Below are 26,182 nucleotides of genomic sequence, written 5' to 3' on the forward strand. Positions count from 1 at the left end.
GCTGTTAACCAGTTAGGAACTAAATCCTGAGTAGCTGCCATCATTTTTGTGGCTATTTGGTTTAATATTTGTCCTTTGTACGGTATACCTTTTGGCATCACGACATCGAACGCCGATAACCTATCGGTTGCAACCATTACCAATTCTTCATCGTTAATATTATAAACGGCTCTTACTTTTCCTTTGTACAGGCTTTTTTGACCTGGGAAATTAAAATTTGTATCTATTATTGTATTACTCATTATTTCTTCCTTTTGGCTTTTAGCGACTAGCTTTGAGCTTAAGGAATCTTGTTATTAAAGCCTTACCAGAAACCCATCGTGATGATGCACAAATAAATAATGCTTTTGATGCTATGATGACTATTTATCGCGACCAATGCATTGTTAAAACAAAACCGTATGATGGAATTATAGAATTGTTAGATCAGTTAAAATCGCGCTCATTAAAACTTAGTGTTTTATCTAACAAAGCAGGCGAACTTACTAAAAAAACAGTTGCCGCCTTGTTTCCAAATTATTTTGAACATGTATTAGGTTTAAACATTGAAGCTCATAAAAAAACCAACCCCTATTAAAGCCTTTGAAATAAGTAAAAGTTTAAGAATAAACCCTGAAGACATTATTTACGTAAGCGATACAGGTATTGATATGCAAACCGCTAATAATGCAAACTTGCTTACTGTAGGTGTTTCTTGGGGTTTTAGAGATAAAGAAAAATTGATTGATAACAGCGCAAAACACATCATAAATAACCCATTAGATTTAATTGAACTTTTGTAGTGAGATTAAAAAAATCAAATAATATATTTATAAATATAAAAGCTAAACAAACTATTAATTACAATTCTTTTAAAAAATATTTATTTTCCTCTTTTCTAAATTTAGTAGGTGTCATACCCGTTTTAGAGCTAAAAAAACGTGTAAAATAATGTGGGTAATTAAAACCTAATGAATATGCAATCTCACTTATTGAGTTATTAGTTGTTAATAATTTATTCTTGGCTTTTCTAAGTACTAAATTGTTTATATGCTCTTTTATAGAATACCCCGTCTCTTTTTTTAGTAAGTCACTTAAATAATTAGGTGAAAAGTTCATTTTTTCTGCAAAATATTGAATTGATGGAAATCCTTTTTCTACAAGAGTACTCTCTTCTAAATAAGTATTTAAATTACTTTCAAAATCCACCAAAATACTTTGATTGTTTATACTCCTACTAATAAACTGGCGTTCATAAAAGCGTAGCGAATAGTTTAATAATAATTCTAAATTTGAAACAATCAAATTCTGACTATGTTTATCTATCATTTGAATGTACTCTTCTCTAATTTTAGCCGCTATATTATTCAATATGTCTTTTTCGTTTTCAGAGAGATGTAAAGCTTCATTTGCTTCATATTCAAAAAAATTATATTGATTCATTTTTTGACTTAAACTAAACTGCTGAATTAAATCTGGATGAAAATATAATACCCAACCATTTTCTTCATTTTTTTTCAAAGCTTTAGTAGCCATAATCACTTGGTATGGTGCTGTAAAAAGCAAAACCCCCCTTTCAAAATCAGAACTAGTCATACCATATAGCATACCACAATGCTCATCTTTTAACGAAATAGTATAAAGGTTTGTTACAACTTTCACTCCTATCATTTCTTCTTTTATTTCCAAATCGGAAACATTTACTAATGAAATTAAGGGGTGATTAGGTGCATCAAAGTTTAATGCATTATGCAACTCTGCAATAGAATTTATATGAATAATTGTACTCATTATTAATGGTTAGTTTTTTAATCAAAAATAGAATTCTTAAATGTATTATTTATCAGTTTCTGTAAAAAGTGTTAGCAATTCCGTTTTTAGTGTTATTGCACTTATTCTTTATTTGTAATATTTGTTATGTATTTCATCGACTATTAACACCTTTTCAACGATAAAAAATTATAATACCATTAAAAACGCAACAAATATTAAATCTATTTATATGACAAAAAGCACTTTAACAAAAAACTTATTTACAATAGCGGTAGTATTATTTCCCTACACTATTTCATATGCTCAAGATGTATTATTAGCATCAGGAAATACAACAACAGATACTGGAGGTTCTGTTAGCTACTCTGTTGGTCAAATAATGCAACAAAATGCTACAAATTCAAATGGTTCTGTTGTTAAAGGCATTCAATTTAATTTTGATGCTTCAAGTTTAACGGTTATAGATTTAGAAACCAATCTAGATGTTTCAACCTATCCAAATCCAACAACATCTATTTTGAATGTTCAAATTGATAATTTCAAACCGAAAGCAATGTCTTACAAACTATTTGATATTTCTGGAAAATTAATAACCAGCGGAACCATTAAAGATAAAACTACTAAGATTAATGTAAACCACTTAGAAATGGCTACCTATCTTCTAAAAATTAATAATACACATAACCACACAACCAAAACATTTAAAATAATTAAAAATTAATCCGATGAAAAAACTAGCCCTAATTATAATTTTACTATTAGTCTCAATTTCTATTGAAGCACAAACACCGGAAAAATTAAGCTATCAAGCTATAATAAGAAATTCTAGCGACGCAATTTTAGCCAACAAATCTATTGGCATACAAATTAGTATCTTACAGGGTTCTGCTAGCGGAACTACTGTTTATACAGAAACACAAAAACCAAACACAAATGCTAATGGTTTGATTTCTATTGAAATTGGAAACGGAACTTCTAATGATGACTTCACAACCATAGACTGGTCTGCAAACACTTATTTTATTAAAACTGAAATAGATCCTATTGGAGGCAACTCATACAACATTACAAGCACAAGCCAGTTAATGAGTGTGCCTTATGCATTGTATGCAAAAACATCTGGTAGTTCAATTCCTGGGCCTCAAGGAATAAAAGGAGACCAAGGTGAAACAGGACCAAAAGGGGATCAAGGGAACACTGGAGCAACTGGACCTAAAGGCGACAAAGGTGATCAAGGGGACACTGGAGCAACTGGATTAAAAGGTGACAAAGGTGATCAAGGAGACCAAGGGGATACTGGACCTAAAGGCGACAAAGGTGATCAAGGGGACACTGGAGCAACTGGATTAAAAGGTGACAAAGGTGATCAAGGAGATACTGGAGCAACTGGACCTAAAGGAGACAAAGGTGATCAAGGGGACACTGGAGCAACTGGACTAAAAGGTGATAAAGGAGATCAAGGGGATACTGGAGCAACTGGACCAAAAGGTGATCAAGGGGATACTGGCGCAACTGGACCTAAAGGTGACAAAGGAGACCAAGGTGATACTGGTGCAACTGGACTAAAAGGCGACAAAGGTGATCAAGGGGACACTGGAGCAACTGGATTAAAAGGTGACAAAGGAGACCAAGGGGATACTGGAGCTACTGGACTAAAAGGTGACAAAGGTGATCAAGGGGATACTGGAGCAACTGGACCTAAAGGTGACAAAGGTGATCAAGGGGATACTGGTGAAACTGGACCTAAAGGTGACAAAGGAGACCAAGGGGATACTGGTGCAACTGGACCTAAAGGAGACAAAGGAGACCAAGGTGATACTGGAGCAACTGGACTAAAAGGTGACAAAGGTGATCAAGGAGACCAAGGGGATACTGGTGCAACTGGACCTAAAGGAGAAACTGGGGATACTGGATTTATTGGAGAAATAAAACAAACTATAGGCTCTATGCCAGCTGGTTGGATTCAATTAAACGGACAAGCTATATCTAGCTTAACAACTAATCAACAAACAAATGCAGTTAGTTTAGGGTTATCGGGTAATTTACCAGATGCAAGCAATGCTTATTTAAGCCAAAATGGAAATGCTTTAGGAAGTGTAAATGGAGACAACTCAAAAAATATAGTTCAAAATAATTTACCGAATATTAACCTTACAGGAGTTACAAGTACAAACGGAGACCATACTCATAACCTAACAGGTCCTTTTACTAACTCATTAAGAATTACTGGGAATGACACTAGTAATGGACAAGATAGTTCACCAAACGAACCTGATATCAGAAGAGCTGGGACACCTACCATAAGTTCTTCAGGTGATCATAATCATACAGTTTCAGTTTCTTTAAACGGAGGTGTAACACAACAAGTTTTTGATTTTACACCAAAAACATTAAGTGTTAATACTTATATTTTTTTAGGAGAATAAATTAACAGTTTTTATAAAAAAAGAGGTTGTTTATTAAAAATTGAACAACCTCTTTTTTATTTCAAAAATTCCTAAATATTTACTTTAACTATAATTTTTAATAATCATGTTGAAATTAAGGTACAGGTGTCGCGTTATTATTGCACCTGTTAACTTTATGTGATTTCTCAATGCGTTCGAAAGAACAAAACAAAAAAGACCTTGTTTTTACAAGGTCTTTTTTGTTATTTAAAGTTTTCTAAGTATTTATTTCAAATACTTCAAAACATTAGCTTCAATACGCTCTTCTATATTTGAAACATCTGCCTTAACAAAAGTTTCTCCTGTAATGTTTTCGTAAAGTTCAATATATCGTTCGCTAACCGATTGAATATACTCATCGCTCATAAAAGGCACTGTTTGCCCTTCTAAACCTTGAAAGTCATTAGCTATTAACCATTGGCGCACAAACTCTTTAGATAGTTGCTTTTGAGCCTCTCCTCTATCTTGACGTTCTTGATAACCATCGGCGTAAAAATAACGCGATGAATCTGGTGTGTGTATTTCGTCTATTAAAACAATTTTACCGTCTTTGGTTTTTCCAAATTCGTATTTGGTATCTACTAAAATTAAGCCACGAGATGCTGCAATTTCAGAACCACGTTGAAATAATTTACGGGTGTAATCTTCAAGAATAATGTAATCTGCTTCTGAAACGATACCACGTTTTAAAATGTCTTCACGTGAAATATCTTCGTCATGATCGCCCATTTCTGCTTTTGTAGCTGGCGTGATTATTGGCTCTGGAAACGCATCGTTTTCCTTCATTCCTTCTGGCATGGGTACACCACAAAGCATGCGTTTTCCTAATTTATATTCGCGTGCTGCATGTCCAGACATATAACCACGAATAACCATTTCTACTTTAAAAGGTTCGCATAAATGACCTACTGCTACATTAGGGTCTGGTGTTGCTGTTAACCAGTTAGGAACTAAATCCTGAGTAGCTGCCATCATTTTTGTGGCTATTTGATTTAATATTTGTCCTTTGTACGGTATACCTTTTGGCATAACGACATCGAACGCCGATAATCTATCGGTTGCAACCATTACCAATTCTTCATCGTTAATATTATAAACGGCTCTTACTTTTCCTTTGTACAGGCTTTTTTGACCTGGGAAATTAAAATTTGTATCTATTATTGTATTACTCATTATTTATTAAAACTTTTATTCGTTTATGAGTTTATTTGTTTATGAAACACTTAGAATGCGCTTAGTGCAACATTTAGTTTCTATTATTGTTTTAAACTAAAAGCCCTAGCCCTGATTGATGCGGCATCCTTTTTTGCCATTAAAAGCAAAAAAGATATAGCTGAAAGCAGGAATAGCTTCTAATATTTTTTATTTTATTTAATACGTTTAGACTGCCTACTTAAACTACTCTCTGTTTTCGATGCTCTTATAAGCTTCAATAACTTTTTTAACTAGTTTATGACGAATAACATCTTTATCGTCTAAAAATATCATGCCTACACCTTCTACATTTTTCAAAATTAATAAGGCTTCCTTTAATCCAGAAATAGTACGACGTGGCAAATCTATTTGACCAGGATCTCCGGTTAACAAAAACTTAGCATGTTTACCCATACGGGTTAAAAACATTTTCATTTGCGCATGCGTTGTGTTTTGTCCTTCATCTAAAATTACAAAGGCATTATCAAGCGTACGCCCACGCATAAATGCCAAAGGTGCTATTTGAATAGTTCCGTTTTCTATATAATGCGCCAATTTTTCGGGTGCAATCATATCGCGCAACGCATCATACAAAGGTTGCATATACGGATCTAGTTTTTCTTTTAAATCGCCTGGTAAAAAACCAAGATTCTCGCCTGCTTCTACAGCTGGACGAGTTAAAATAATTCGCTTTACCTCTTTGTTTTTTAATGCCTGAACGGCTAACGCAACGCCTGTATAGGTTTTTCCTGTACCTGCTGGCCCAATAGCAAAAACCATATCGTTTTTACGCATAAGCTCTACCATTTTACGTTGGTTTGCTGTTTGCGCTTTTATTAATTTACCACCAACACCGTGCACAATTACTTCGCCGCTTTGTTTTGATGTGGCATAATCATCGCTACTTTGACTTGTTAAAACACGTTCAATAACATTTTCGTCTAGTTTATTATACTTTCCAAAATGTTTTAAAAGCATGGTAATACGTCGGTCGAATTCTTCTAGCAATTCTTCATCTCCAAAAGCTTTTATTTTATTTCCGCGCGCCACAATTTTTAGCTTAGGGAAATACTTTTTTAGAAGTTCAATATTAACATTCTGCGCTCCAAAAAACTCTTTTGGAGAGATTTCTTCTAGTTCGATAATGATTTCGTTCAAAGGCGTTGTTTTAATTTTTAAAAATATGTGTTATCAGACCAAATGATTTATTAGTTTTGTATCTCACACATGTGAAACTCAAAAATACATAAATTTGAGTGACCTAACGCTAAAAACATATCAACAATTTTGCCAATGGCAATCATAACTTTAACAACCGATTTTGGAGAAAAAGATCACTTTGCTGGCGCAACAAAAGGCGCTATATATAGTGAGTTACCTGATGTTAGAATTGTTGATATCTCACATTCGGTTTCACCGTTTAGTATTCCTGAAGCGGCTTACATTATACAAAACGCATACAATAGCTTTCCTAAAGGCACCATTCATATTATTGGTATTGATTCTGAAATAAACCCAGAAAACAAACACATTGCTTTAAAGTTAGACGATCATTATTTTATTTGTGCCAACAATGGCATTATGAGTATGATTTGTTCTGAAATAAATCCAGAAAAAATTGTTGAAATTAATATTCATGATAAAGTACAAACCAGTTTTCCTGTACTAGATGTTTTTGTAAATGTAGCTTGCCATATAGCGCGAGGCGGTACTTTAGAGGTTATTGGCAAAACTATTAAAGAAATAAAACCTATAAAAAACATAGTACCTTATGTAAATAAAGATAAGTCGCAAATTATTGGAAATATTATATATATAGACAATTACGGCAATGTTATTACCAACATTAAACGTAGCTTTTTTGAAACCATACAGAAGGGACGTAATTTTGAAATTTCGGCAAGAAATAATAAATTCAAAAAAATATATAACAAATACAGTGATATTGTAAATTTTGATACACCTGAAGAAAAACGACAAGATGAAGGCAGAGGCTTAGTAGTTTTTAATTCTGGTAATTTTTTAGAAATTGCCATTTATAAAAGCAATAGTGCAACCGTTGGAAGTGCGTCTAGTTTAATGGGACTTGGTTTAATGGATACTGTAAGTGTTAATTTTATTACCAAGCCTATTAGTAGCATTGAAAATGATATTTTGCAAAGCGCTACTAAAACAAGAAGCTTTTAATTATGTTTATTAGAATTGTTAAAATGGGATTTAATGAAAAGAACATAGAGGTTTTTCTTAAAAATTTTGATGATTCGAAAAAGATGATAAGAGCATTTAAAGGTTGTTCTTTTTTAGAGTTATATAGAGACAAAAACGATTCTAATATATTTTTTACATACAGCCATTGGGAAACAGAAGCCGATTTAGAACTTTACAGACAATCTGATTTATTTAAAAACGTTTGGAGTAAAACTAAACCACTTTTTAGTATTAGACCTGAAGCTTGGAGTGTTGATAAATTAGAAAGTTTAAAATAAATAGTACATGTACGCCATACTTAAAAAAGAAATAAACTCATTTTTTGCATCACCAATTGGATATTTGGTGGTTGCTATTTTTTTACTACTAAACGGTTTGTTTTTATGGCTTTTTAAAGGTGAATTCAATATTTTAGATTATGGTTTTGCCGATTTATCCCCTTTCTTTTTATTAGCGCCTTGGATATTAATATTCCTTATACCTGCAGTAACTATGCGTAGTTTTTCTGATGAAAAAAAACAAGGTACGCTTGAGCTTTTAGTTACAAAACCAATATCGTACACTCAAATTGTTTTAGGTAAATATTTTGGTGCTTTTATTTTAATTTTAATTGCCTTATTACCTACTTTATTATACGTTTATACGGTTTACCAATTAGGAACTCCTGTAGGTAATTTAGATATTGGAAGTACTTTAGGCTCTTATTTCGGACTACTATTTTTAATTGCTGCTTACACTGCCATTGGTATATTTGCATCTACATTATCAGACAACCAAATTGTGGCGTTTATTACTGCTGTATTCCTTTGCTTTATATTTTATATTGGTCTTGAAGGTATTGCAGAATATGCTTCAAGTAATTTAATAGAACAATTAAGTATGAGTACGCATTATAAAAGTATGAGCCGTGGAGTACTAGACACAAGAGATATTATATACTTTTTAAGTATTACCATACTTTTTTTAGCATTTACAAAGTTAAACTTGAATAAAGAACATAAATGATTTTAACACCAACTTTTGTTATTTTATTAGTAATAGTATTCGTTTTAGTATGGCTATTTACAAACACCATAGATAAACGTAAATGGTTAACATTTCTGTTAAGTATTGTACTAACACCAATTGCTTATTTTTATGTTCTATACCCTGTTATGAATATTTTTAGTAGTTATCATCATGAAAAACATTTTAAATCTGAAGCTTGGAAAGAAACCCCTAGACTTCGCTATGAAATGCTAAATAACATTATTGAAGATAGTCTGTTAGTTCGGAAAAGCAAGCCTGAAATTAATGCGATTTTAGGTGCCAGCGAATGGTATGGATGGGATGATGCCATTAAAGCAAATACACCAGAAAAATGGAATTATAATTTAGGCTTTAAACCAGGTGCATTTAATGATATGCAAGAATGCATTGAACTTGAGTTTTCCAATGATACCGTTAAAACAGTTAGACAATATCAATTAGAAAAGACCTTTGAATAAAACAATAAAACATATAGCAATCCTAATAATTGCTTTAATAGCTATTAATATTATAAGTTATCAAGCTTTTAAACGTTTCGATTTAACCAAGGATGGGCGTTACACGCTTAGCGTTGCTTCTACAAATATTATTAAAGACGTAGAGTCTCCTATTATTGTTGATGTATTTTTAGATGGCGAAGATTTTCCTTCTGAATTTAGAAGGCTTCAACGAGAAACTAAACAGTTGCTAGAAGAGTTTTCTGCAAAAAACAATCGTATTATTTTTCATTTTATAAATCCTCTTGAAGAAGAATCAACACGAGAACGCAACATACAGCAATTAAGCGAACGAGGACTCACACCTATGCAATTAAGTGTAGAAGAAAGCGGAAAATCTTCGCAAGCCGTTATTTTCCCATGGGCGTTAGCGAGTTATAAAGATCAAACAGTTGTTATTCCTCTCATTAAAAATAAAATAGGTGCTACACAACAAGAATTAGTCACCAATTCTGTTCAGCATCTAGAATATGCTTTTGCTAACGGATTTAATAAACTAACCAAACCGAAGCATAAAAAAATAGCCATTTTAAAAGGTAACAAAGAATTAGAAGATAAATACATTGCCGATTTTGTTAAAAAAATTGGTGAGTATTATTACATAGCGCCTTTTACACTAGACAGTGTTTCTAAAAACGCACAAAAAACGCTTAAGGATTTAAAAAACTACGATTTAATTATAGCTGCAAAACCAACCGAAGCTTTTTCTGAAGAAGAAAAACTTGTTTTAGATCAATACACCATGAATGGCGGAAAAAGTCTTTGGCTTATTGACGCAGTTGCTATGGAACAAGACAGTTTATATAATGATAGTGGAAGTAATTTTGCTGTTCCTAGAGATTTAAACTTAACCGATTTATTTTTTAAATATGGTATTCGTATAAATCCTGTAATAATTAGTTCGCTTTACTCTGCTCCTATTACAGTTGCCATGGGTGAAGGAAGTAATTCTCAATTTCAACATTTAAGATGGCCATATTCACCATTAGCAAGTTCAAATAGTCAACATCCCATAGTTAACAATTTAGATTTGGTAAAATTTGATTTTGCAAATCAAATAGACACTCTTAAAAACAGCATAAAAAAAACCATTCTTTTAGAAACAGCAGCTTTAACAAAGCTAGATGGTACACCTAGAGAAATAAATTTACAGGTAGTAACTCAAGAACCTAAACCAGATCTTTTTAATAAAGGAAAACAAACACTTGCAGTACTTTTAGAAGGCGAATTTAATTCGGCGTATAGCAATCGAGTAAAGCCTTTTAAACTTAATGGAGAAAAAGAAAAAAGTGTTCCAACCAAAATGATTGTTATTGCTGATGGCGATGTTATAAAAAACGATGTTGTTAGAAATAAACCGCAAGAATTAGGCTTTGACCGTTGGACTGGAAAAAACTATGGTAACAAAGAATTTTTACTGAATGCAGTTAATTACCTATTAGACGATGATGGACTTATAAACATTCGCTCTAAAGAAATAGCCGTTGCTTTTTTAAATAAACAAGAAACATCTGCTAAAAAAACAAAGTGGCAACTTATAAACATCGCATTACCACTGCTATTACTAGGTCTGTTCGGATTCGTTTTTAATTACTTTAGAAAGAAAAAATACGCGCACTAAATGTTAATAAGTTTGTTTCCAAATATAGACTGTTTGGAATATATTTGTAAGTAGTATTACTTCTTTAAACGAAGTTAGTTTCATGAAACATTTATAAGTAATCAAAGTTTCACTTAATTATTTATGAATGTTGCATTTTTTGCACTGAGTTAAGTCGAAATATGTAATAAAAAAATTAAAAATATCACATGAAGTTTATTGTATCAAGCACATATTTATTAAAACAATTACAAGTTTTAGGTGGCGTTATAAACAGCTCTAACACCTTACCTATTTTAGATAATTTCTTATTTGAATTAGACCACACCAAGCTTACCGTTTCTGCAAGTGATTTAGAAACAACAATGGCATCTTCTTTAGATGTAGAAAGTGAAAGCAAAGGAAGTATAGCTATACCAGCTCGTCTATTATTAGACACTTTAAAAACCTTTCCTGAGCAACCTTTAACGTTTGTAGTTGAAGATAACAATACCATTGAAATAAGTTCTAATCATGGTAAATATGCTTTAGCTTACGCTGATGGAAACGAATTCCCAAAAGCAGTAGCACTTGAAGACCCAAGTAAAACAATAATTACTGGAGATGTTTTAGCAACTGCTATTAGTAAAACTATTTTTGCTGCTGGTAACGACGATTTACGCCCTGTAATGAGTGGTGTGTTTTTTCAATTTTCAACAGAAGGTTTAACATTTGTAGCTACAGATGCTCACAAATTAGTAAAATATACACGTGAAGATATAAAAGCTAATCAAGTTGCCGAATTTATTATGCCTAAAAAACCTTTAAATCTATTAAAAGGTATTTTAGCTGCAAATGAAGATGAAGTAACAATAGAATACAACGAATCTAATGCTAAATTCACATTTGATAATTCAGAATTAATTTGCCGTTTAATAGATGGTAAATACCCTAATTACGAAGCTGTAATACCAAAAGAGAATCCTAATAAATTAGCTATTGATAGAACTCAATTTTTAAATTCTGTGCGTCGTGTTAGTATTTTCTCTAATAAAACAACACATCAAATACGTTTAAAAATTGCTGGAGCCGAATTAAATATTTCAGCAGAAGATATTGATTACAGCAACAAAGCAGAAGAACGCTTAACTTGTGATTACCAAGGAGACGATATGCAAATTGGTTTCAACTCACGCTTTTTAACTGAAATGCTGAATAATTTAAATTCAGACGAGGTTCAACTAGAAATGAGTATGCCAAATAGAGCAGGTATTTTAACTCCTGTTGATGGTCTTGATGAAGGCGAACTTATTACAATGCTTGTTATGCCTGTTATGCTTAATAGCTAATAACTTTCTATTTCTACAAAAGCAAAAAACACTTTACAAAAAACTAAACTAAACAAACTAAACCTTTTGCTTTTGTAATATAAAAACGCTCACCATTTGGTGAGCGTTTTGCTTATCTCATACTAACAAAATAACTAATAAAATTAAAAAGAGATAACGTTTTTTTTAATTAATAAAATTAAAAGTAAAAGGATATACTGGGATGTCTCCTCTACTAGCCTTTATAGCATTTACTATAGGAAAAATGATTGATACAATCCCTAACACTATAAAACCTAATAATCCCAAGCCTAAAAATAATATTAAAGAAATACATATTATAAAGTATACTATTAAACTTAACTGAAAATTTATAATATTTTTACCATGTGCATCCATTTGATACACTTTATCTTTTTGTGTTAACCAGAATACTAAAGGAAGAATTAAACTTCCAAAACCAGTAATTAAAGTAATTAACTGACTTAAATGTGTAATAACAATTAATTGATTGTCTTCTCTCATGATGGTGATTTTTTTTGATTGATACTAATATGACGTTAAAAGAGAATAAATGTTACAAAAAATCAAAAAAAATATCTCCTATTTATTATTTCATAATAATACTCAAGAAAAAAACATTTACATCATTACTTGATAAATGTCAGTTTTATTAGCCAGTAATAAAGTAATTTTGTTATTCATTAAATAATGAGAATTCTATGGACTTGATCAATACAACCTACTTAGCTTTATTTTTAATTATATGTATTGGATTTATTATTGGAAATATTAAAATAAAAGGCATCTCTTTAGATATTTCTGCTATCATTTTTGTTGCATTACTATTTGGTCATTTTGGTGTTTCATTACCAGATATCTTACAAAAAATAGGACTCATATTATTTATTTATACTATTGGATTACAAGCCGGACCTGGTTTTTTTGACTCTTTTAAAGAACAAGGTAAAAATTTAGTTATCATGTCTGTTGTTATTGTTTTATCAGCAGCCATTATTGCATTACTAGCTATATTAGTTTTAGATATTGAAAAACCTATTGCTATAGGTCTCATGGCTGGAGCATTAACAAGTACTCCTGGTTTAGCAACTGCTATTGATGTTACACATTCTCCTTTAGCTTCTATAGGCTATGGTATTGCTTACCCCTTTGGAGTTATTGGCGTTATTTTATTTGTAAAATTATACCCCAAAGTTTTTAGAATAAACATCCCTAAAGAAGAAGCTTCTTATGAAGCAAAAACCCAGAGTCTTTATGAGGAAATTACAAGAAGTCATTTTATTGTAGAAAATGAAAGTGCTATTAATAAAACTATTGAAGAATTAAGAGTACGGTCTATGACAAAAGGTGTTATTTCAAGAGTTATGCATGAAGGAAAAGCATTTACTCCACAAAACGATACTGTTTTACACAAAGGAGACTATGTTAAAGTTGTAGGTAGCAAAGAAGCTTTAAAACGAGTTGAACTACTTATTGGTTCAGAAGTAAATGTTCAGATACCTCTGGGAGCACAATATATGATACAATCTTTTTTATTAACTAAAACCGAGTTAGTAAATACACCTCTTGGAGAACTTAATCTACTAAACAATTACAACGCATCAGTAACACGAATAAGACGTAGTGGTATTGATTTATCTCCAAATCCAAGTTTAAAACTGCAAATGGGAGATAAACTAATGATTGCTTGTTCTAAAGAAAACACCAATCAAATTTCTAGTTTAATTGGGGATAATAAAAGTAAACTTTCCGACACTAATTTCTTTCCTTTAGCATTAGGTATTGTTATTGGTATTTTAGTTGGAGGCGTTTCACTTTCTTTTGGAAACTCAATAACTTTTAATTTAGGCCTTACCGGAGGCGTTTTAATTGTAGCCATGATTTTAGGACGTGTTGGTAAAACGGGAAATGTTTTATGGGTAATGAGTGGGAACTCTAACCAACTTTTAAGACAATTTGGTTTAATGTTATTCTTAGCTTCTGTGGGAACTAAAGCTGGATCTACATTAGTAGAAACCTATTTACAATACGGTATAAAACTATTTTTAATAGGAGGCATTATTACGCTTTTACCAATGATACTAACAGCTATAATTGCTAAATTATTTTTTAAAACAAATGCATTAACTTTTTTAGGAACTATAACGGGTTCTATGACAAGTACACCTGGGTTAGCAGCTATAGACACTATGACTAAAACCAATGCTGCATCTGTAGCTTACGCAACCGTGTATCCTATAGCTATGGTACTTTTAATTATATGTGCGCAATTAATAGGACTTTTCTTTTAACATTTTTTGTTAATTAAGACTGTTTCCTTTACCCATTTGTTTATAATGCTCTTCAAACCATACAGGTTTTTCTATATCATTTTCATAAATATAATCTGCTATTTGTTCAATAACTTTATCTGGATAAGGTAATTTTTGCATAACACCAAAACGCCTAACTGCACCAAACATCTTAGCTTTATTCTCAGTTGGATTACTAATCCAAGATTTCATATCACTTATAAACTCATCTTTTGATGTACCCTTTAAAATATAATGTTTTTTTATAGCAATCATTGGTGGTGCTAATCTAGCATCTTCAGTTGTTGTTGCATTATGACAAGCATAACAATATACTTTCATCATTTTTTTTCCTGGATGAATAGTATCCTTATCTAGCTGTTCTAAAACACTTTGTGAATTATAAGCACTTTTTTTATTTGAATTATTACAACTGAAAAACAATAAACATAAAAGAGCTATTGAGAAAAGAGTATTCTTCATTTATTTAATATTTTAATTGATTTTTTAATCTGTTTTTTTCATTACTAAAAATGGAATATCTATTTTAAAAGCAAATGTTTCAACAGGGTGTTTTGTGAAGAATCGTTCAAAAAAGGAATGCTTTTCATCCATAAACGACAAAATATTTATGTCATTTTCTTCAATATACTTATGAACAATATCATATGTATTCCCTTTTTTAACCTCTAAAAGCTCATGTTTAACTTTCTTAAAGTAAATTTTAAAAAAATCAAAAATACTATTTTGATTTTGTTCTATATGTTTTTCATTAGGTATATGAAGCACACTTAAATTAAATTCAAACATAGATGTTAAGTCTTTTAAAGGCTCTAATGTTTTTATATTAGATGCTAATAAATTACTTGATGTAAAAGCAATATTGTTTAAACCTGTAAAAGTACAACCATCAGGAATTGCTAAAACAGGAACTTTACATCGTTGCATAACATGCACTGTATTTGTCCCAAAAATTACTTTTTCTAAACCAGAAGCTCCTCTGGTTCCCATAATAATTAAATCTATATCATACTTTTCTGAAGCTTGGTTTATAGAATCTACAAAATTATCGTAATCTACTATTGAATAAAGGGTATGATTCTTATTTTTATAACTTGTTTCAATTTGGGTAATTATATTCGTAATCGATTTTTTTGCGGCATCTATTATGGTATTATAAATAGTTGCTGATGGTGAAATAGACATCATATCATCACTAATAAACGAAGAAGCTTTTTGCACATTAAGAACATAAAAATTACAAGCTACATCCTTATATAACTCAACAGCATAATTTATAGCGTTTATAGAATTTTTAGAAAAATCGGTAGGTAATAATATATTTTTCATAGCTCTAAAAAATTGATTACAAAGTAAATATAACCTCCCAAACAAGTAAAAACTATGACAATTATCAGTTGAGAATAAATTCATACATTCCTTAAAATAAAAAAAATTAGTATAATATTTTAAAGCATTGTATTTTCGGCACAATAAATGTTATTTGATACGTTAATATCTACAAACTCGCTTTACATGATGACACGCTTATTATTTATTTTTATTTTACTTACAACACTAAATATCAAAGCACAAAACAATGCTATTGGTACAAGTGAAAAATTAACGTATACTGCCTCTTATAATATGTCTGGTATATTAACAGACTTAGCAGAAGTAACAATGGCAACTAGCACTGTTAAAACATCAAAAGCGACGCTCTTAAGACTTAAATGTACTGCTGCTACATATAGTAAATGGGATAATTTTTTTAAAATAAGAGATTTATATGAAAGCTATGTAAACCCCAAAACACTAACACCTTATTTATATAATAGAGACCTTAATGAAGGAGGTTATCATAAAAATGTAAAATACAATTTCAGTCACAAAACCAAAACGGTTAAATCGACACTAAAAAAGAAAAACAATTACGAACTAAAGAGAAGTGTTACTATAGGTTCTAACACAAAGGATATTGTATCTACAATGTATTACATTAGACTATTAGACTATACAACTATGTCTAAAGGCAGTAAAAAAACTATTACAATTATTTTTGACAGTAAAGAAATTAAAGGGGTAATAACCTTTTTAGGAAAAGAAACCATTAATACTGCAATTGGAAATAAAGAATGTTATAAACTAGCTATAAGCTCCAATCAAAAAAATGCATTGCAAGGACAAAACAATAATTTTTTATGGATAACTGCAGATGAAAATAAGATTCCTGTTTATGGCAAATTTAAAATCCCTGTTGGTAATGGTGAGTTAAAAATAAAATCGGTTTCTGGGTTAAAAAATTAATTAAATGAAAAAAATTTCTACCATTTTAGCAATAATATTTTCTGTTTTAGCAATTATACTAGCAGTATTACCTGTGTCTAACCTTGCTATCATACCTGCTATTCTTTCTCTTGCATTTGGCTTGTTTGCTTTTTATTTGTCTAAAAAAACTGGGCAAGTAAAAAAAATAATTCAATTTACTTTTTTTCTTACTATTGCAGCTCTTTCTATAACTATTTACAAATCAGTATTCACAACTACTCAGGTTGCAAGTACAGAAGGATTAGAAAAAACAGAAGCTAAATTAGAAGAAGAGTCTATTAACGAATTAGAGAACATAGAAATAGATGATTTTGAAATTGATGAATCTGAACTAGAAAATATCGATCTAGAACAGTAAGCAATTTCTTCTTTTGTTATATATTTGCAATTAGTATTAAATCAAGCTAAGTAAGCACTCATGTCTTAAAAGACTATTATAACATGAAAACCTTCTGGATTCTCTCAATATTTTCTTTAATAGGCACTTGTGCTACACAAAAGTACACTACTAAAATTCAAAGTGTTAAAGATAGTATTCAACTAGAAGACAGCACTCTTGTTTTTAAATATGCAAATACTATTAATTCTGAAGAATTAAGCACTCATTTATATAAATACGCATCTGATGAATTTAAAGGGCGAGAAGTAGGTGAAGAAGGTCAAAAAAAAGCAGTTGAATTTATAAAAGATTATTATGTATCTGAAGGTATTGAATCTGCTTTTGGAGGCACAAATTATTATCAAACCATACCTAAAAGCTTCTTTAACGGAGAGTATAATGCTTCTGAAAACGTTTTAGCATTTATTGAAGGTACTGAAAAACCTGATGAAGTAATCATAATATCTGCGCATTTAGACCACCTTGGAATTGATGAAGACGGACAAATAAATTATGGAGCAGATGATGATGGTTCTGGCACAGTAGCCCTTATGGAAATGGCTCAAGCCTTTCAATTAGCTAAAAAAGAAGGTAACGGCCCTAATCGAAGTATTTTATTTTTACATCTTACTGCAGAAGAAATTGGTAAAAAAGGTTCTGAATATTACGTCAACAACCCTGTATTTCCTTTAGAAAACACCTTAGCAAACCTTAATATAGACATGATAGGAAGGGTTGATAAAATTCATGAAAATAATAAAAATTACTTATACCTTATAGGTGCTGATAGAATAAGCAAAGAGCTGCATTACATTTCTGAAAAAGTTAATAATACTTACTTCAACATAGATTTAGATTACAGATACAACGTAGAAGGAGAAAAGAACAATTATTATACACGATCTGATCATTATAACTTTGCAATGCATGGTATACCTGTTATATTCTATTTTAATGGCGAACATAAAGATTACCACAGACCCAGCGATACACCTGATAAAATAGAATACGAATTATTAGAAAAGCGTACCAAACTCATTTTTGCTACAACATGGCAATTAGCTAATCAAAAACACTATTTGGCAGCAGACAAAGACAATGAACTATTAAAATAGCACGAAAGGCTATTCATATTTATATTACTTTTTGTAATATCGTACCTCTAAAACTAAAACTTTTGAAATGCGCCATAAAAAATAAGCTAAAATAAACTTATTTTAATATAGGCAAATTACATCTGAACTAATTAATAACTCATACAGATGAAAAAATTATTATTACTTTTTTACACTACACTCTTTATTACGTCATGCATCTCTTCTCAAAACAAAAAAGAATCTAAAAACAGCTCAGATGCTACAAATTATGCTAAAAAAATTACGGCTGGCGAATTAAAAAGTATGTTATACAGATATGCTTCCGATGAATTTGAAGGAAGAAAAACTGGAGAACCTGGACAAAAAAAGGCCATAAACTATATAAAAGATTTTTATATTTTTAATAACATCCCCTCTCCTATTGCTAATGGTGATTATTTTCAAGAAATCCCAGAATCCTATTTTAAAGGAAAAGCTAAGGCTTCAGAAAACGTATTAGCTTATATAAAAGGATCTGAGAAACCAGATGAAATTATTATTATATCTGCACATTTAGACCACATAGGTATATCTGGTAGAGGCAATATTAATAATGGAGCTGACGACGATGGTTCTGGTACAGTCGCTATTATGCAAATAGCAAAAGCTTTTAAAGCCGCCGAAAAAGAAGGCTGTGGACCTAAACGAAGTATTTTATTTTTACATGTTACAGGAGAAGAAATAGGACTTTTTGGATCACGCTATTATGCTGATGTAAACCCTATTTTTCCTTTAAAGAATACAGTTGCCGATTTAAACATAGATATGATTGGTCGTGTAGACTCTAAACATGAAGGGAAACCTAACTATTTATATTTAATAGGGTCAGACAGATTAAGTCAAGAACTACATGATATTTCTGAAGCTGTAAATAAAAAGTACTTTAATTTAGATTTTGATTATACTTATAATAACGAAAACGATCCAAACCGCTTTTATTATAGATCTGATCATTATAACTTTGCTAAAAACAATATTCCTGTTATCTTTTATTTTAACGGCACACATGCCGACTATCATAAACCAACAGACACACCAGACAAAATTAACTACGAATTTTTAGAAACACGTACACGTTTAATTTTTCATACTGCTTGGGAGTTAGCAAATCGAGATGAACGTGTAAAAGTTGATTAAAAATATTTACTTATTCTAAAATATAATCAGCACTTACAAATTCTATTGGTTCTGATGGAAATAAATTCGGATTATCATCCACAACACTATAAGTTAAAATACAAGAACTATTAGCTGAAATAACTTGACAGTCACTATTAGGAACACTTGTAGACGTCGCTCCTCCTCCAATTGTCAATGTTATTTGAGGATTACCTTTTACATCAAAATCATTGGAGTTAAAAAATTCAACCTCATAAGATAACGATTCTTCATTTGTAGCTGTTTGCTGAATAAATACAAAACTTAAAAGCTTATAGGTTACAGGTTGAGGATCAAATTCAGTTATAGGAGAATCATCTTCTGGACATGAAAAAAAGAGGAAAGGTAAAAAACACAAAAAAAACATTCTTAAATACTTCATTAAAATATATTTTTAATCATTGGAATTAACAAAAAAAGCCTTTCAATTTCTTGAAAGGCTTTTACTTTTTGGGTGGAAGACCGGATTCGAACCGGCGACCCTTGGTACCACAAACCAATGCTCTAACCAACTGAGCTACAACCACCGTGTAACGCATTTTGTAATGCGTGTGCAAATGTAATTTATTTAACCCTTATCTACAAAGACTTTTTTTAAAATTTTACTTAAAAATTAAAAATAATTCCGAAGAAAAACTTAACTACTTTAAATCGAACAAACTATCAACAGCAACATAACGCTCAACATTATACCCTTCTGCATATTCAACACCAATAAGTCGCCCTAAATCTTTTGCTCTGTACTTAATACTGTCAGTAAAGTTCTTGCTAGAGATAGGAGTTTCTGGCTCATTACTGTTTTTATCATAAAATTGCGTTTTATACGCCAATACCGATGCCATTTTTTTATCCATAAATCCTGTAACATCAACTACAAAATCTGGTTCTAAGTTTTTCCATTGCATATAATGGTAAACTTGCTTAGGTCTCCAAGGACTTTGCAGCTCTTCATTATCGTTTTTTGTTTCAATTTTAATCAATCCACTTAAAAAACAAGCATCACTTACTAGTTTGCTACCTTTACCATGATCAATATGTCTATCATCAATAGCATTACAAATCACTATTTCTGGCTGATACTTTCGTATCATTTTAATAATGGCTAATTGATGTTGTTTATCATTTACAAAAAAGCCATCAGCAAACCTTAAGTTTTCTCGCACTGTAACACCTAATATTTTCGCAGCTTCTATAGCTTCTTCATCTCTTGTTTCAGCAGTCCCACGTGTTCCTAATTCACCTCTTGTCAAATCTATAATTCCAACTTTTTTACCTAAAGTAATTTCTTTAGTTAATGTAGCACCACAACCTAATTCAACATCATCTGGATGTGCTCCTATGGCTAGTATATCTAATTTCATGTGTTTTTAATTTATATTCACCCCTTTTAATTGGTTCAATTCAAAAATATAACAATAAACATTATACTCTGCCTTTTTATTATAAATAAAAATAAAAGGGTGTTATCTCTAATAATAAATCGTGCTTTGTTTTAAACCTTTTTTAATTTTTAGCTAGAAATCAATACGAGTATTAAACATAAAAATCTAATAAAAAACTATAATTACCTAGAAACCAATATTACGAAAGCGTATTTGTATATATTATTGTCATATTTATCTTATAAAACATAACAATAATCAAAAAGCATCACTTCACTCTAAAGTATGACAATAATCATGAATATTATATATAATGTAATGTAAATTTACTTAGTTATGATAAAACTACACAAAACATAACTGCCTATAATACGGCTCTTTATAATACTTAATTAAAAACTTTTAAAATTTAACAAAAATGAAAGAAGCAACAACAATGCAGAATCATACAAGTTTAGAAAAGTATGGATTAAAAGATGTTACAGTAAACTGGAATTTAACACCTAAAGAACTTCAAAAAATTACAGTTGAAAAAGGGATGGGTAAAGAAACGTCTAATGGGACGCTTTCTATTAATACTGGAAAATTTACAGGACGATCGCCTCTAGATCGTTTTCTTGTAAAGGATGACTATACTGCTGAAAAAGTTTGGTGGGGAAAAACCAACAAACCAGTTTCTTCAGAAAATTTTAATAAATTAAAAAGTGAAATAATAAAATACCTTTCTGGTAAAGAAATATACGCAAGAGACGGTTATGTTTGTGCCGAACCAGAATATAAAACGAATATTAGAACCGTAACCGAATTACCATGGTCTAACATGTTTGTTTATAATATGTTTTTAAGACCAAGTGCAAAAGAATTAGAAAACTTTGAAGAAGATTGGCTAATTCTTTGTGCTCCTGGGTATGAATGTCCAGACCCAAAAGCATATGGTATTCGTCAAGGCAATTTCTCAATACTTGACTTTACACAAAAAATCGCTTTAGTTGGAGGATCTGCCTATACCGGGGAAATGAAAAAAGGCATTTTCTCTGCATTAAACTTGACTTTACCAATAGAGAGAAACGTATTACCAATGCACTGTTCAGCAAATGTTGGTAAAAAAGGAGACACTGCAATTTTCTTCGGGTTATCGGGTACAGGAAAAACCACTTTATCTGCAGATCCAGAACGTAAATTAATTGGTGATGATGAACATGGTTGGACAGCAGATAATACTATTTTCAACTTTGAAGGTGGATGTTATGCTAAAGTAATTGATCTTAGTGAAGAAAAAGAACCAGATATTTTTAGAGCTGTTAAGCCTGGTGCAATACTTGAAAACATTGTGTTTAAAGAAAATGGCGAACCAGACTATATGGATAGTAGTATTACGCAAAACACACGTGTAAGTTACCCTATTCATCATATTGATAATATTCAAGAAACACTTTACGCAAACAACCCTAAAAATATATTCTTTTTAACTTGCGATGCCTTTGGTGTGCTACCGCCAGTATCTAGATTAACTCCTGGACAAGCTGCTTACCACTTTATATCTGGTTATACAGCAAAAGTTGCAGGTACTGAAGCTGGAATTACCGAACCTGTACCTTCATTCTCGGCTTGTTTTGGCGAACCGTTTATGCCACTACACCCAGCTGTTTACGGCGAAATGCTAAGTAAAAAAATGACGGAAGCTGGCGTTAATGTATGGTTAATTAATACTGGATGGAGTGCAGGACCTTACGGAGTAGGATCTCGTATAAAATTAAAATATACAAGAGCTATGATTAGCGCAATCCTTAAAGGAGAGCTTGATAATGTAGAATACGAACAAAACTTTATTTTTGGTTTATTTATGCCTAAATATTGTCCAGGTGTTCCAACAGAAATGTTAGACCCAATGAATACTTGGTTACAAAAAGGTGCTTATGTTGGTAAAGCTATTCAATTAGCACACTCATTCCACTTAAACTTTGAAAAATTTGCTCATCAAGCATCTGAACAGATCATTGAAGGTGGTCCACTAATTGATGAACATCATAAATTACCTTACTCAAACCCTTTAAGTTAAAAAAGGTTATTAATTATTGACTAAAAAGAGGAGTTCTTAAAAGAACTCCTCTTTTGCTTTTATTTTTTTTCTAAAAAAGTCCAAGCAACAATACGTGATATTTTATTACCCTGCCCCATATTAATAGTTTTAATATCTGTAGCTCCTAACTTTTTTAAAGATGTATACATTCCTTTTACTAAGTCTTTTTTAGAAACCAACGTTGTAAACCAATGGCATTGCTCTTTAAACAAAGAACTCTCGTATAAATAATTATGAAGAAAAGCTTTTTCGCCTCCAGGATACCAAAGTTCATTATGTGTTCCTGAAAAATTTCTAACAACTGCAGATTTTTCTTTGTTCAATCCTTTTAATTTTCGGGTAGTTGCTTCTAATGCTTCAGCTTCCGATTTATAAAATGGCGGATTACAAATAGAAGCTGTAAACTCATCACCATTATTTAATACACCTTTAAATATTTGAGATGCATCTTTTTGGTGTCGTAACGATATAAAAGTCTCTAATTTGTTTTCTTTTATAATTTTTTGTGCAATCTGTAACGACTTCTCATCTGTATCAGATCCTACAAAACTCCAATTATATTCTGCATTTCCTAAAATAGGATAAATACATGTGGCTCCTACTCCGACATCAAAAACACTAATATCTTCTTTAAGTCCAGAACAACCAATTAAATCTGAAAGATGATGGATATAATCTACACGACCAGGAATTGGAGGACATAAATTAGAATCGGGAAATTCCCAATATTTAATATTATAAAACTGAAATAACAAAGCTGTATTTAAAGCTTTTACCGCTTTAGGATTTGCAAAATCTATAGTTTTCGTTTCATATTTATTTTCAAATACAAAAGGCAATAAGTCTGGATATTTTTCACATAAAACATCAAAATTATATCCTGATTTATGCTTGTTTTTTTTGTGGAAGGTAGGGTTAGCTTTGATAATTTTATATTTAACTTAAAGTGTAACTAATTTTCTAGTATAATAATACAAACTTAATCATTACAAATTATAAAATGAATTTAGCAAACAACTTTGATTCTTTATCTTCGTAAAAAAAATTAAGGATGCTTAAAGCGGTTATATTTGATATGGATGGGGTTATTATTAACAGTGAACCTTTACACCATAAAGCCTATCATAAAATGTTTGAGGAAGTGAATATTAATGTATCTGATGCACTATACGAATCTTGTACTGGACAGTCTACATTAAATGTATGTAAGTTTGTTAAAGATACTTTTAAGCTTAAAGAAACGCCCGAAACATTAGTAGCTATTAAACGCAAACATTACGAATACATTTTTGAAAATGATAAAACCTTCGATTTAATTGAAGGTGTTTTAGATTTAATAAAAGATTACCATGCTAATGGCTTAACTTTAATTTTAGCATCGTCTGCTTCTATGCCTAGTATTGAACGTATTTTTAATAGGTTTGACTTAAATAAATATTTTAAAGCAAAATTAAGTGGTGCCGATTTAAAAGCATCTAAACCACATCCTGAAATATTTATTAACGCCGCCAAAGCTTCTGGTTTTAAAACCGAAGAGTGTCTAGTAATTGAAGATTCTACCAACGGAATAGCCGCTGCCAATGCTGCCAATATTTTTTGTGTTGGATTTGATAGCGAACACTCAAAAAATCAAGATTATACAAATGCCGATTTAAAAATTAATGATTTCAAGGAGATTAATTATAATAAAGTAAAAACCTTACTTTAATACTGTATACCCGAAATTAACCGAAAAAGTAACACACCAAATAAGCACGTGATCATACTTTTCTAAGTCCACACTATCTGGTAAAGTGTACTCGTAATTTCCATTTACGCCTTTTATAGCTCCTAAAGTTATATAAGCTGAAGCCGAAGTATCTGTAGCTAAATATATTTCTAATAGAGGCCCTTCATCTGTTTTAAAATTGGAAAAAGATAGAGTTGTTTTATTATCATTTACTGAAGCTTTCCCACTTGTTACATGTGCATCCGAAATAAAATCGCCAGATAACAAACTTGAATTAGACATCTCTTCTTCCATTTGCATCTCGTCTTTCATTTCCATTTGTTCTTCTTCAGCAATCATATCATCATTTGAAGTGGTTGAGCAAGATTGAAAAGAAATTAAAATCAGAGTAAGTAAATAAAAAGCTCTCATAATAGTATAGTTTAGTTATTTCTAAAATTTGTCGAAACTTAAACATAATCATTACAAGCACTCTGAAAAAAAACAATGAAGTCTTTTATTTTCCTTCTTTAGCTTTATTAATAATAGCCTTTAAACGTTCTTTTCTTAAAATCTCCTCAGCTTTTTTCTTATTCTTTTTCTGAGCCATTAACTTAGAATGTTTTGCTTTGTTTTTGGTGTTTTTATCGCGTCCTGTTTTTGCCATAATTATTGTTTAGCTTTTAGCAAAGCATTTTGTTCTTCCATTAATTCGGTAAGATGAGATAAAAGCTCTATATCTTTTGGTGTTACTACGGTCTCATCTTTTGTGTCTTGCGCTCTATTCCGTAATCTATTCATAAACTTAACAATAATAAATACTGTAAAACCTATAATAAGGAAGTCCAATAACGCTTCTCCCAAAGCACCATAACCTATTGCAACTTCATCTGTAACTATAGCGCCTGTAGTATCTATTACAGCTTCTTTTAAAATAATACACTTATCCTGAAAATTAACACCGTCTGTTAATAATGATAACGGAGGTAAAATCACTTTCTTTACCAGCACATCAACTACTTTATTAAATGCTGCTCCAATAATAATACCAATGGCCATATCCATCATACTACCCTTTACTGCAAACTCTTTAAATTCTTTGAATAACTTCATTTTTTATTCTTTATAAAATTACTAATATAGTAGATTTAAGCTTTACACATTTTCTAAACGATCCAACTATTTACTAATTGAGGATAAAAACAGAACTACATTTGATTAAGATGATGCTCTAAATGACTCACATAGTCTTTCATTAAAAATTTTAAATCTGAAATCGTTCCAGTATTAAAAATAATTTCAGAATTTAATGTTTCATCTGTTTGAATACTGAATAAATAAGCTATCCTGATATTAATAGATTTCCAAAATCGAAGTAGCTCTTCGGTTTCTGAGTTTTGATAATCGTTAGCTATAACCAAATCATTTTGATTATATGGTCTTATTTTATATGGTGCAGATTCAAACTGAATTTCTGTAAACCGTTGAAGGTTATTAATTCCAGAGTCTATCAAATGTCCTAAAACCTCTTTTCTAGACCACTTTTCAGGCGACTCTTTAAAAGTCATTTCCAATTCTGAATATTCACTAATACAAGTGAAACCTGAATTTAATAACTCCGTTAATTTACTTTGCAACTCAATCATTTTAATATGTAGCAATCTA

Annotated in this window: 31 protein-coding genes and 1 tRNA gene; 17 read left to right on the top strand and 15 right to left on the bottom strand. The window is 30.9% G+C overall.

Features of this window, described 5'->3' with window-relative positions; translation table 11 throughout:
* Nucleotides 1-242 (bottom strand): phosphoribosylaminoimidazolesuccinocarboxamide synthase (locus tag ACH5TX_RS02085; RefSeq protein ID WP_439337901.1); only part of this gene is annotated, 242 nt, incomplete at its 3' end.
* A gap of 32 nt (nt 243-274) precedes the next feature.
* Between ACH5TX_RS02085 and ACH5TX_RS02090 the strand changes: the two genes are divergently transcribed.
* Together ACH5TX_RS02090 and ACH5TX_RS02095 are read left to right on the top strand one after the other, a co-directional pair.
* On the top strand, nt 275-577 hold the full coding sequence (locus ACH5TX_RS02090; protein WP_439337902.1) for an HAD family hydrolase: 303 nt from the start codon (nt 275-277) through the stop codon (nt 575-577).
* Entirely contained in the window at nt 546-782 is a 237-nt protein-coding gene (locus ACH5TX_RS02095) for an HAD family hydrolase (protein ID WP_439337903.1), read from the top strand. Before ACH5TX_RS02090 ends, ACH5TX_RS02095 begins: the two co-directional genes overlap by 32 nt.
* A 58-nt stretch (nt 783-840) precedes the next feature.
* Here the strand turns inward: ACH5TX_RS02095 and ACH5TX_RS02100 are convergent, their stop codons facing one another.
* Nucleotides 841-1,770 carry a helix-turn-helix domain-containing protein gene (locus ACH5TX_RS02100; RefSeq protein WP_439337904.1) on the bottom strand — a complete coding sequence of 310 codons (930 nt, stop codon included), beginning with the start codon at nt 1,768-1,770 and terminating at the stop codon, nt 841-843.
* A 211-nt stretch (nt 1,771-1,981) separates the two neighbouring features.
* Between ACH5TX_RS02100 and ACH5TX_RS02105 the strand changes: the two genes are divergently transcribed.
* Nucleotides 1,982-2,473: a T9SS type A sorting domain-containing protein gene (locus tag ACH5TX_RS02105; protein WP_439337905.1), complete on the top strand. Its 492-nt coding sequence runs from the start codon at nt 1,982-1,984 to the stop codon at nt 2,471-2,473.
* A 4-nt stretch (nt 2,474-2,477) separates the two neighbouring features.
* On the top strand, nt 2,478-4,178 hold the full coding sequence (locus ACH5TX_RS02110) for a DUF8740 domain-containing protein (protein WP_439337906.1): 1,701 nt from the start codon (nt 2,478-2,480) through the stop codon (nt 4,176-4,178).
* A gap of 246 nt (nt 4,179-4,424) precedes the next feature.
* On the opposite strand, the gene ACH5TX_RS02115 is transcribed toward ACH5TX_RS02110, so the two are convergent.
* Nucleotides 4,425-5,372, bottom strand: a complete 948-nt coding sequence (locus ACH5TX_RS02115; RefSeq protein WP_439337907.1) for a phosphoribosylaminoimidazolesuccinocarboxamide synthase — start codon at nt 5,370-5,372, stop codon at nt 4,425-4,427.
* 225 nt (nt 5,373-5,597) lie between these two features.
* Nucleotides 5,598-6,551 (bottom strand): PhoH family protein, encoded by a 954-nt coding sequence (locus tag ACH5TX_RS02120; RefSeq protein WP_439337908.1) that lies wholly within the window; start codon nt 6,549-6,551, stop codon nt 5,598-5,600.
* A 135-nt stretch (nt 6,552-6,686) separates the two neighbouring features.
* Between ACH5TX_RS02120 and ACH5TX_RS02125 the strand changes: the two genes are divergently transcribed.
* The 6 genes from ACH5TX_RS02125 (at nt 6,687) to dnaN (ending at nt 12,055) form a co-directional block, all read left to right on the top strand.
* Entirely contained in the window at nt 6,687-7,580 is an 894-nt protein-coding gene (locus tag ACH5TX_RS02125) for an SAM hydrolase/SAM-dependent halogenase family protein (protein ID WP_439337909.1), read from the top strand.
* Between the two features lie 2 nt (nt 7,581-7,582).
* Nucleotides 7,583-7,879, top strand: coding sequence for a putative quinol monooxygenase (locus ACH5TX_RS02130; RefSeq protein ID WP_439337910.1), 297 nt, complete (start codon nt 7,583-7,585; stop codon nt 7,877-7,879).
* 7 nt (nt 7,880-7,886) lie between these two features.
* Nucleotides 7,887-8,606 carry a gliding motility-associated ABC transporter permease subunit GldF gene (gene gldF, locus ACH5TX_RS02135; protein WP_439337911.1) on the top strand — a complete coding sequence of 240 codons (720 nt, stop codon included), beginning with the start codon at nt 7,887-7,889 and terminating at the stop codon, nt 8,604-8,606.
* Nucleotides 8,603-9,088, top strand: a complete 486-nt coding sequence (locus ACH5TX_RS02140) for a hypothetical protein (protein ID WP_439337912.1) — start codon at nt 8,603-8,605, stop codon at nt 9,086-9,088. Before gldF ends, ACH5TX_RS02140 begins: the two co-directional genes overlap by 4 nt.
* Complete coding sequence (gene gldG / locus ACH5TX_RS02145; RefSeq protein WP_439337913.1) at nt 9,081-10,748, top strand: gliding motility-associated ABC transporter substrate-binding protein GldG; 1,668 nt, start codon at nt 9,081-9,083, stop codon at nt 10,746-10,748. Before ACH5TX_RS02140 ends, gldG begins: the two co-directional genes overlap by 8 nt.
* A gap of 188 nt (nt 10,749-10,936) precedes the next feature.
* Complete coding sequence (gene dnaN / locus ACH5TX_RS02150; protein ID WP_439337914.1) at nt 10,937-12,055, top strand: DNA polymerase III subunit beta; 1,119 nt, start codon at nt 10,937-10,939, stop codon at nt 12,053-12,055.
* A 165-nt stretch (nt 12,056-12,220) separates the two neighbouring features.
* Here dnaN and ACH5TX_RS02155 read toward each other — a convergent pair whose 3' ends face one another.
* Nucleotides 12,221-12,559, bottom strand: a complete 339-nt coding sequence (locus tag ACH5TX_RS02155) for a DUF4870 domain-containing protein (protein ID WP_439337915.1) — start codon at nt 12,557-12,559, stop codon at nt 12,221-12,223.
* 197 nt (nt 12,560-12,756) lie between these two features.
* Here ACH5TX_RS02155 and ACH5TX_RS02160 point away from each other — a divergent pair, with 197 nt between their 5' ends.
* A complete protein-coding gene (locus ACH5TX_RS02160) occupies nt 12,757-14,346 on the top strand; it encodes an aspartate:alanine exchanger family transporter (protein ID WP_439337916.1) in 1,590 nt (529 codons plus the stop codon).
* 9 nt (nt 14,347-14,355) lie between these two features.
* Here ACH5TX_RS02160 and ACH5TX_RS02165 read toward each other — a convergent pair whose 3' ends face one another.
* Nucleotides 14,356-14,829 (bottom strand): hypothetical protein, encoded by a 474-nt coding sequence (locus ACH5TX_RS02165; RefSeq protein ID WP_439337917.1) that lies wholly within the window; start codon nt 14,827-14,829, stop codon nt 14,356-14,358.
* A 24-nt stretch (nt 14,830-14,853) separates the two neighbouring features.
* Nucleotides 14,854-15,696, bottom strand: coding sequence for a universal stress protein (locus ACH5TX_RS02170; RefSeq protein WP_439337918.1), 843 nt, complete (start codon nt 15,694-15,696; stop codon nt 14,854-14,856).
* Between the two features lie 186 nt (nt 15,697-15,882).
* Between ACH5TX_RS02170 and ACH5TX_RS02175 the strand changes: the two genes are divergently transcribed.
* The 4 genes from ACH5TX_RS02175 (at nt 15,883) to ACH5TX_RS02190 (ending at nt 19,326) form a co-directional block, all read left to right on the top strand.
* Nucleotides 15,883-16,653, top strand: coding sequence for a DUF3108 domain-containing protein (locus tag ACH5TX_RS02175; protein WP_439337919.1), 771 nt, complete (start codon nt 15,883-15,885; stop codon nt 16,651-16,653).
* A gap of 4 nt (nt 16,654-16,657) precedes the next feature.
* Complete coding sequence (locus ACH5TX_RS02180; RefSeq protein ID WP_439337920.1) at nt 16,658-17,032, top strand: FUSC family protein; 375 nt, start codon at nt 16,658-16,660, stop codon at nt 17,030-17,032.
* Between the two features lie 83 nt (nt 17,033-17,115).
* Complete coding sequence (locus tag ACH5TX_RS02185) at nt 17,116-18,168, top strand: M28 family metallopeptidase (RefSeq protein ID WP_439337921.1); 1,053 nt, start codon at nt 17,116-17,118, stop codon at nt 18,166-18,168.
* 147 nt (nt 18,169-18,315) lie between these two features.
* Nucleotides 18,316-19,326, top strand: a complete 1,011-nt coding sequence (locus ACH5TX_RS02190; protein ID WP_439337922.1) for a M28 family metallopeptidase — start codon at nt 18,316-18,318, stop codon at nt 19,324-19,326.
* 10 nt (nt 19,327-19,336) lie between these two features.
* Here ACH5TX_RS02190 and ACH5TX_RS02195 read toward each other — a convergent pair whose 3' ends face one another.
* From ACH5TX_RS02195 to bshB1, 3 genes are all read right to left on the bottom strand, one after another.
* Nucleotides 19,337-19,729, bottom strand: a complete 393-nt coding sequence (locus ACH5TX_RS02195) for a hypothetical protein (RefSeq protein ID WP_439337923.1) — start codon at nt 19,727-19,729, stop codon at nt 19,337-19,339.
* A gap of 70 nt (nt 19,730-19,799) precedes the next feature.
* Nucleotides 19,800-19,875 (bottom strand) — tRNA-His (locus ACH5TX_RS02200).
* Between the two features lie 113 nt (nt 19,876-19,988).
* Nucleotides 19,989-20,708: a bacillithiol biosynthesis deacetylase BshB1 gene (gene bshB1 / locus ACH5TX_RS02205; protein ID WP_439337924.1), complete on the bottom strand. Its 720-nt coding sequence runs from the start codon at nt 20,706-20,708 to the stop codon at nt 19,989-19,991.
* A 439-nt stretch (nt 20,709-21,147) separates the two neighbouring features.
* Here bshB1 and pckA point away from each other — a divergent pair, with 439 nt between their 5' ends.
* Entirely contained in the window at nt 21,148-22,788 is a 1,641-nt protein-coding gene (gene pckA, locus ACH5TX_RS02210) for a phosphoenolpyruvate carboxykinase (ATP) (protein WP_439337925.1), read from the top strand.
* A 59-nt stretch (nt 22,789-22,847) separates the two neighbouring features.
* Here the strand turns inward: pckA and rlmF are convergent, their stop codons facing one another.
* The gene (gene rlmF / locus ACH5TX_RS02215; protein WP_439337958.1) at nt 22,848-23,738 is read right to left on the bottom strand and encodes a 23S rRNA (adenine(1618)-N(6))-methyltransferase RlmF; all 891 of its coding nucleotides are present in this window, start codon (nt 23,736-23,738) and stop codon (nt 22,848-22,850) included.
* A gap of 122 nt (nt 23,739-23,860) precedes the next feature.
* On the opposite strand from rlmF, the gene ACH5TX_RS02220 reads away from it, so the two are divergent.
* On the top strand, nt 23,861-24,517 hold the full coding sequence (locus ACH5TX_RS02220) for an HAD family hydrolase (RefSeq protein ID WP_439337926.1): 657 nt from the start codon (nt 23,861-23,863) through the stop codon (nt 24,515-24,517).
* Here ACH5TX_RS02220 and ACH5TX_RS02225 read toward each other — a convergent pair.
* The 4 genes from ACH5TX_RS02225 to ACH5TX_RS02240 all read right to left on the bottom strand — a co-directional run bounded on the left by ACH5TX_RS02225 (nt 24,509) and on the right by ACH5TX_RS02240 (nt 26,154).
* Nucleotides 24,509-24,949: a DM13 domain-containing protein gene (locus ACH5TX_RS02225; RefSeq protein ID WP_439337927.1), complete on the bottom strand. Its 441-nt coding sequence runs from the start codon at nt 24,947-24,949 to the stop codon at nt 24,509-24,511. The two genes, ACH5TX_RS02220 and ACH5TX_RS02225, sit on opposite strands and share 9 nt — an antisense overlap.
* 85 nt (nt 24,950-25,034) lie before the next feature.
* Nucleotides 25,035-25,184 carry a hypothetical protein gene (locus ACH5TX_RS02230; protein ID WP_439337928.1) on the bottom strand — a complete coding sequence of 50 codons (150 nt, stop codon included), beginning with the start codon at nt 25,182-25,184 and terminating at the stop codon, nt 25,035-25,037.
* 2 nt (nt 25,185-25,186) lie between these two features.
* Nucleotides 25,187-25,630, bottom strand: coding sequence for a large conductance mechanosensitive channel protein MscL (gene mscL / locus ACH5TX_RS02235; RefSeq protein WP_439337929.1), 444 nt, complete (start codon nt 25,628-25,630; stop codon nt 25,187-25,189).
* 95 nt (nt 25,631-25,725) lie between these two features.
* Entirely contained in the window at nt 25,726-26,154 is a 429-nt protein-coding gene (locus ACH5TX_RS02240; RefSeq protein WP_439337930.1) for a DinB family protein, read from the bottom strand.
* Nucleotides 26,155-26,182 lie beyond the last annotated feature (28 nt).

It is taken from the genome of Thalassobellus citreus, from assembly GCF_044385915.1.
GTDB classification, from domain to species: domain Bacteria; phylum Bacteroidota; class Bacteroidia; order Flavobacteriales; family Flavobacteriaceae; genus Thalassobellus; species Thalassobellus citreus.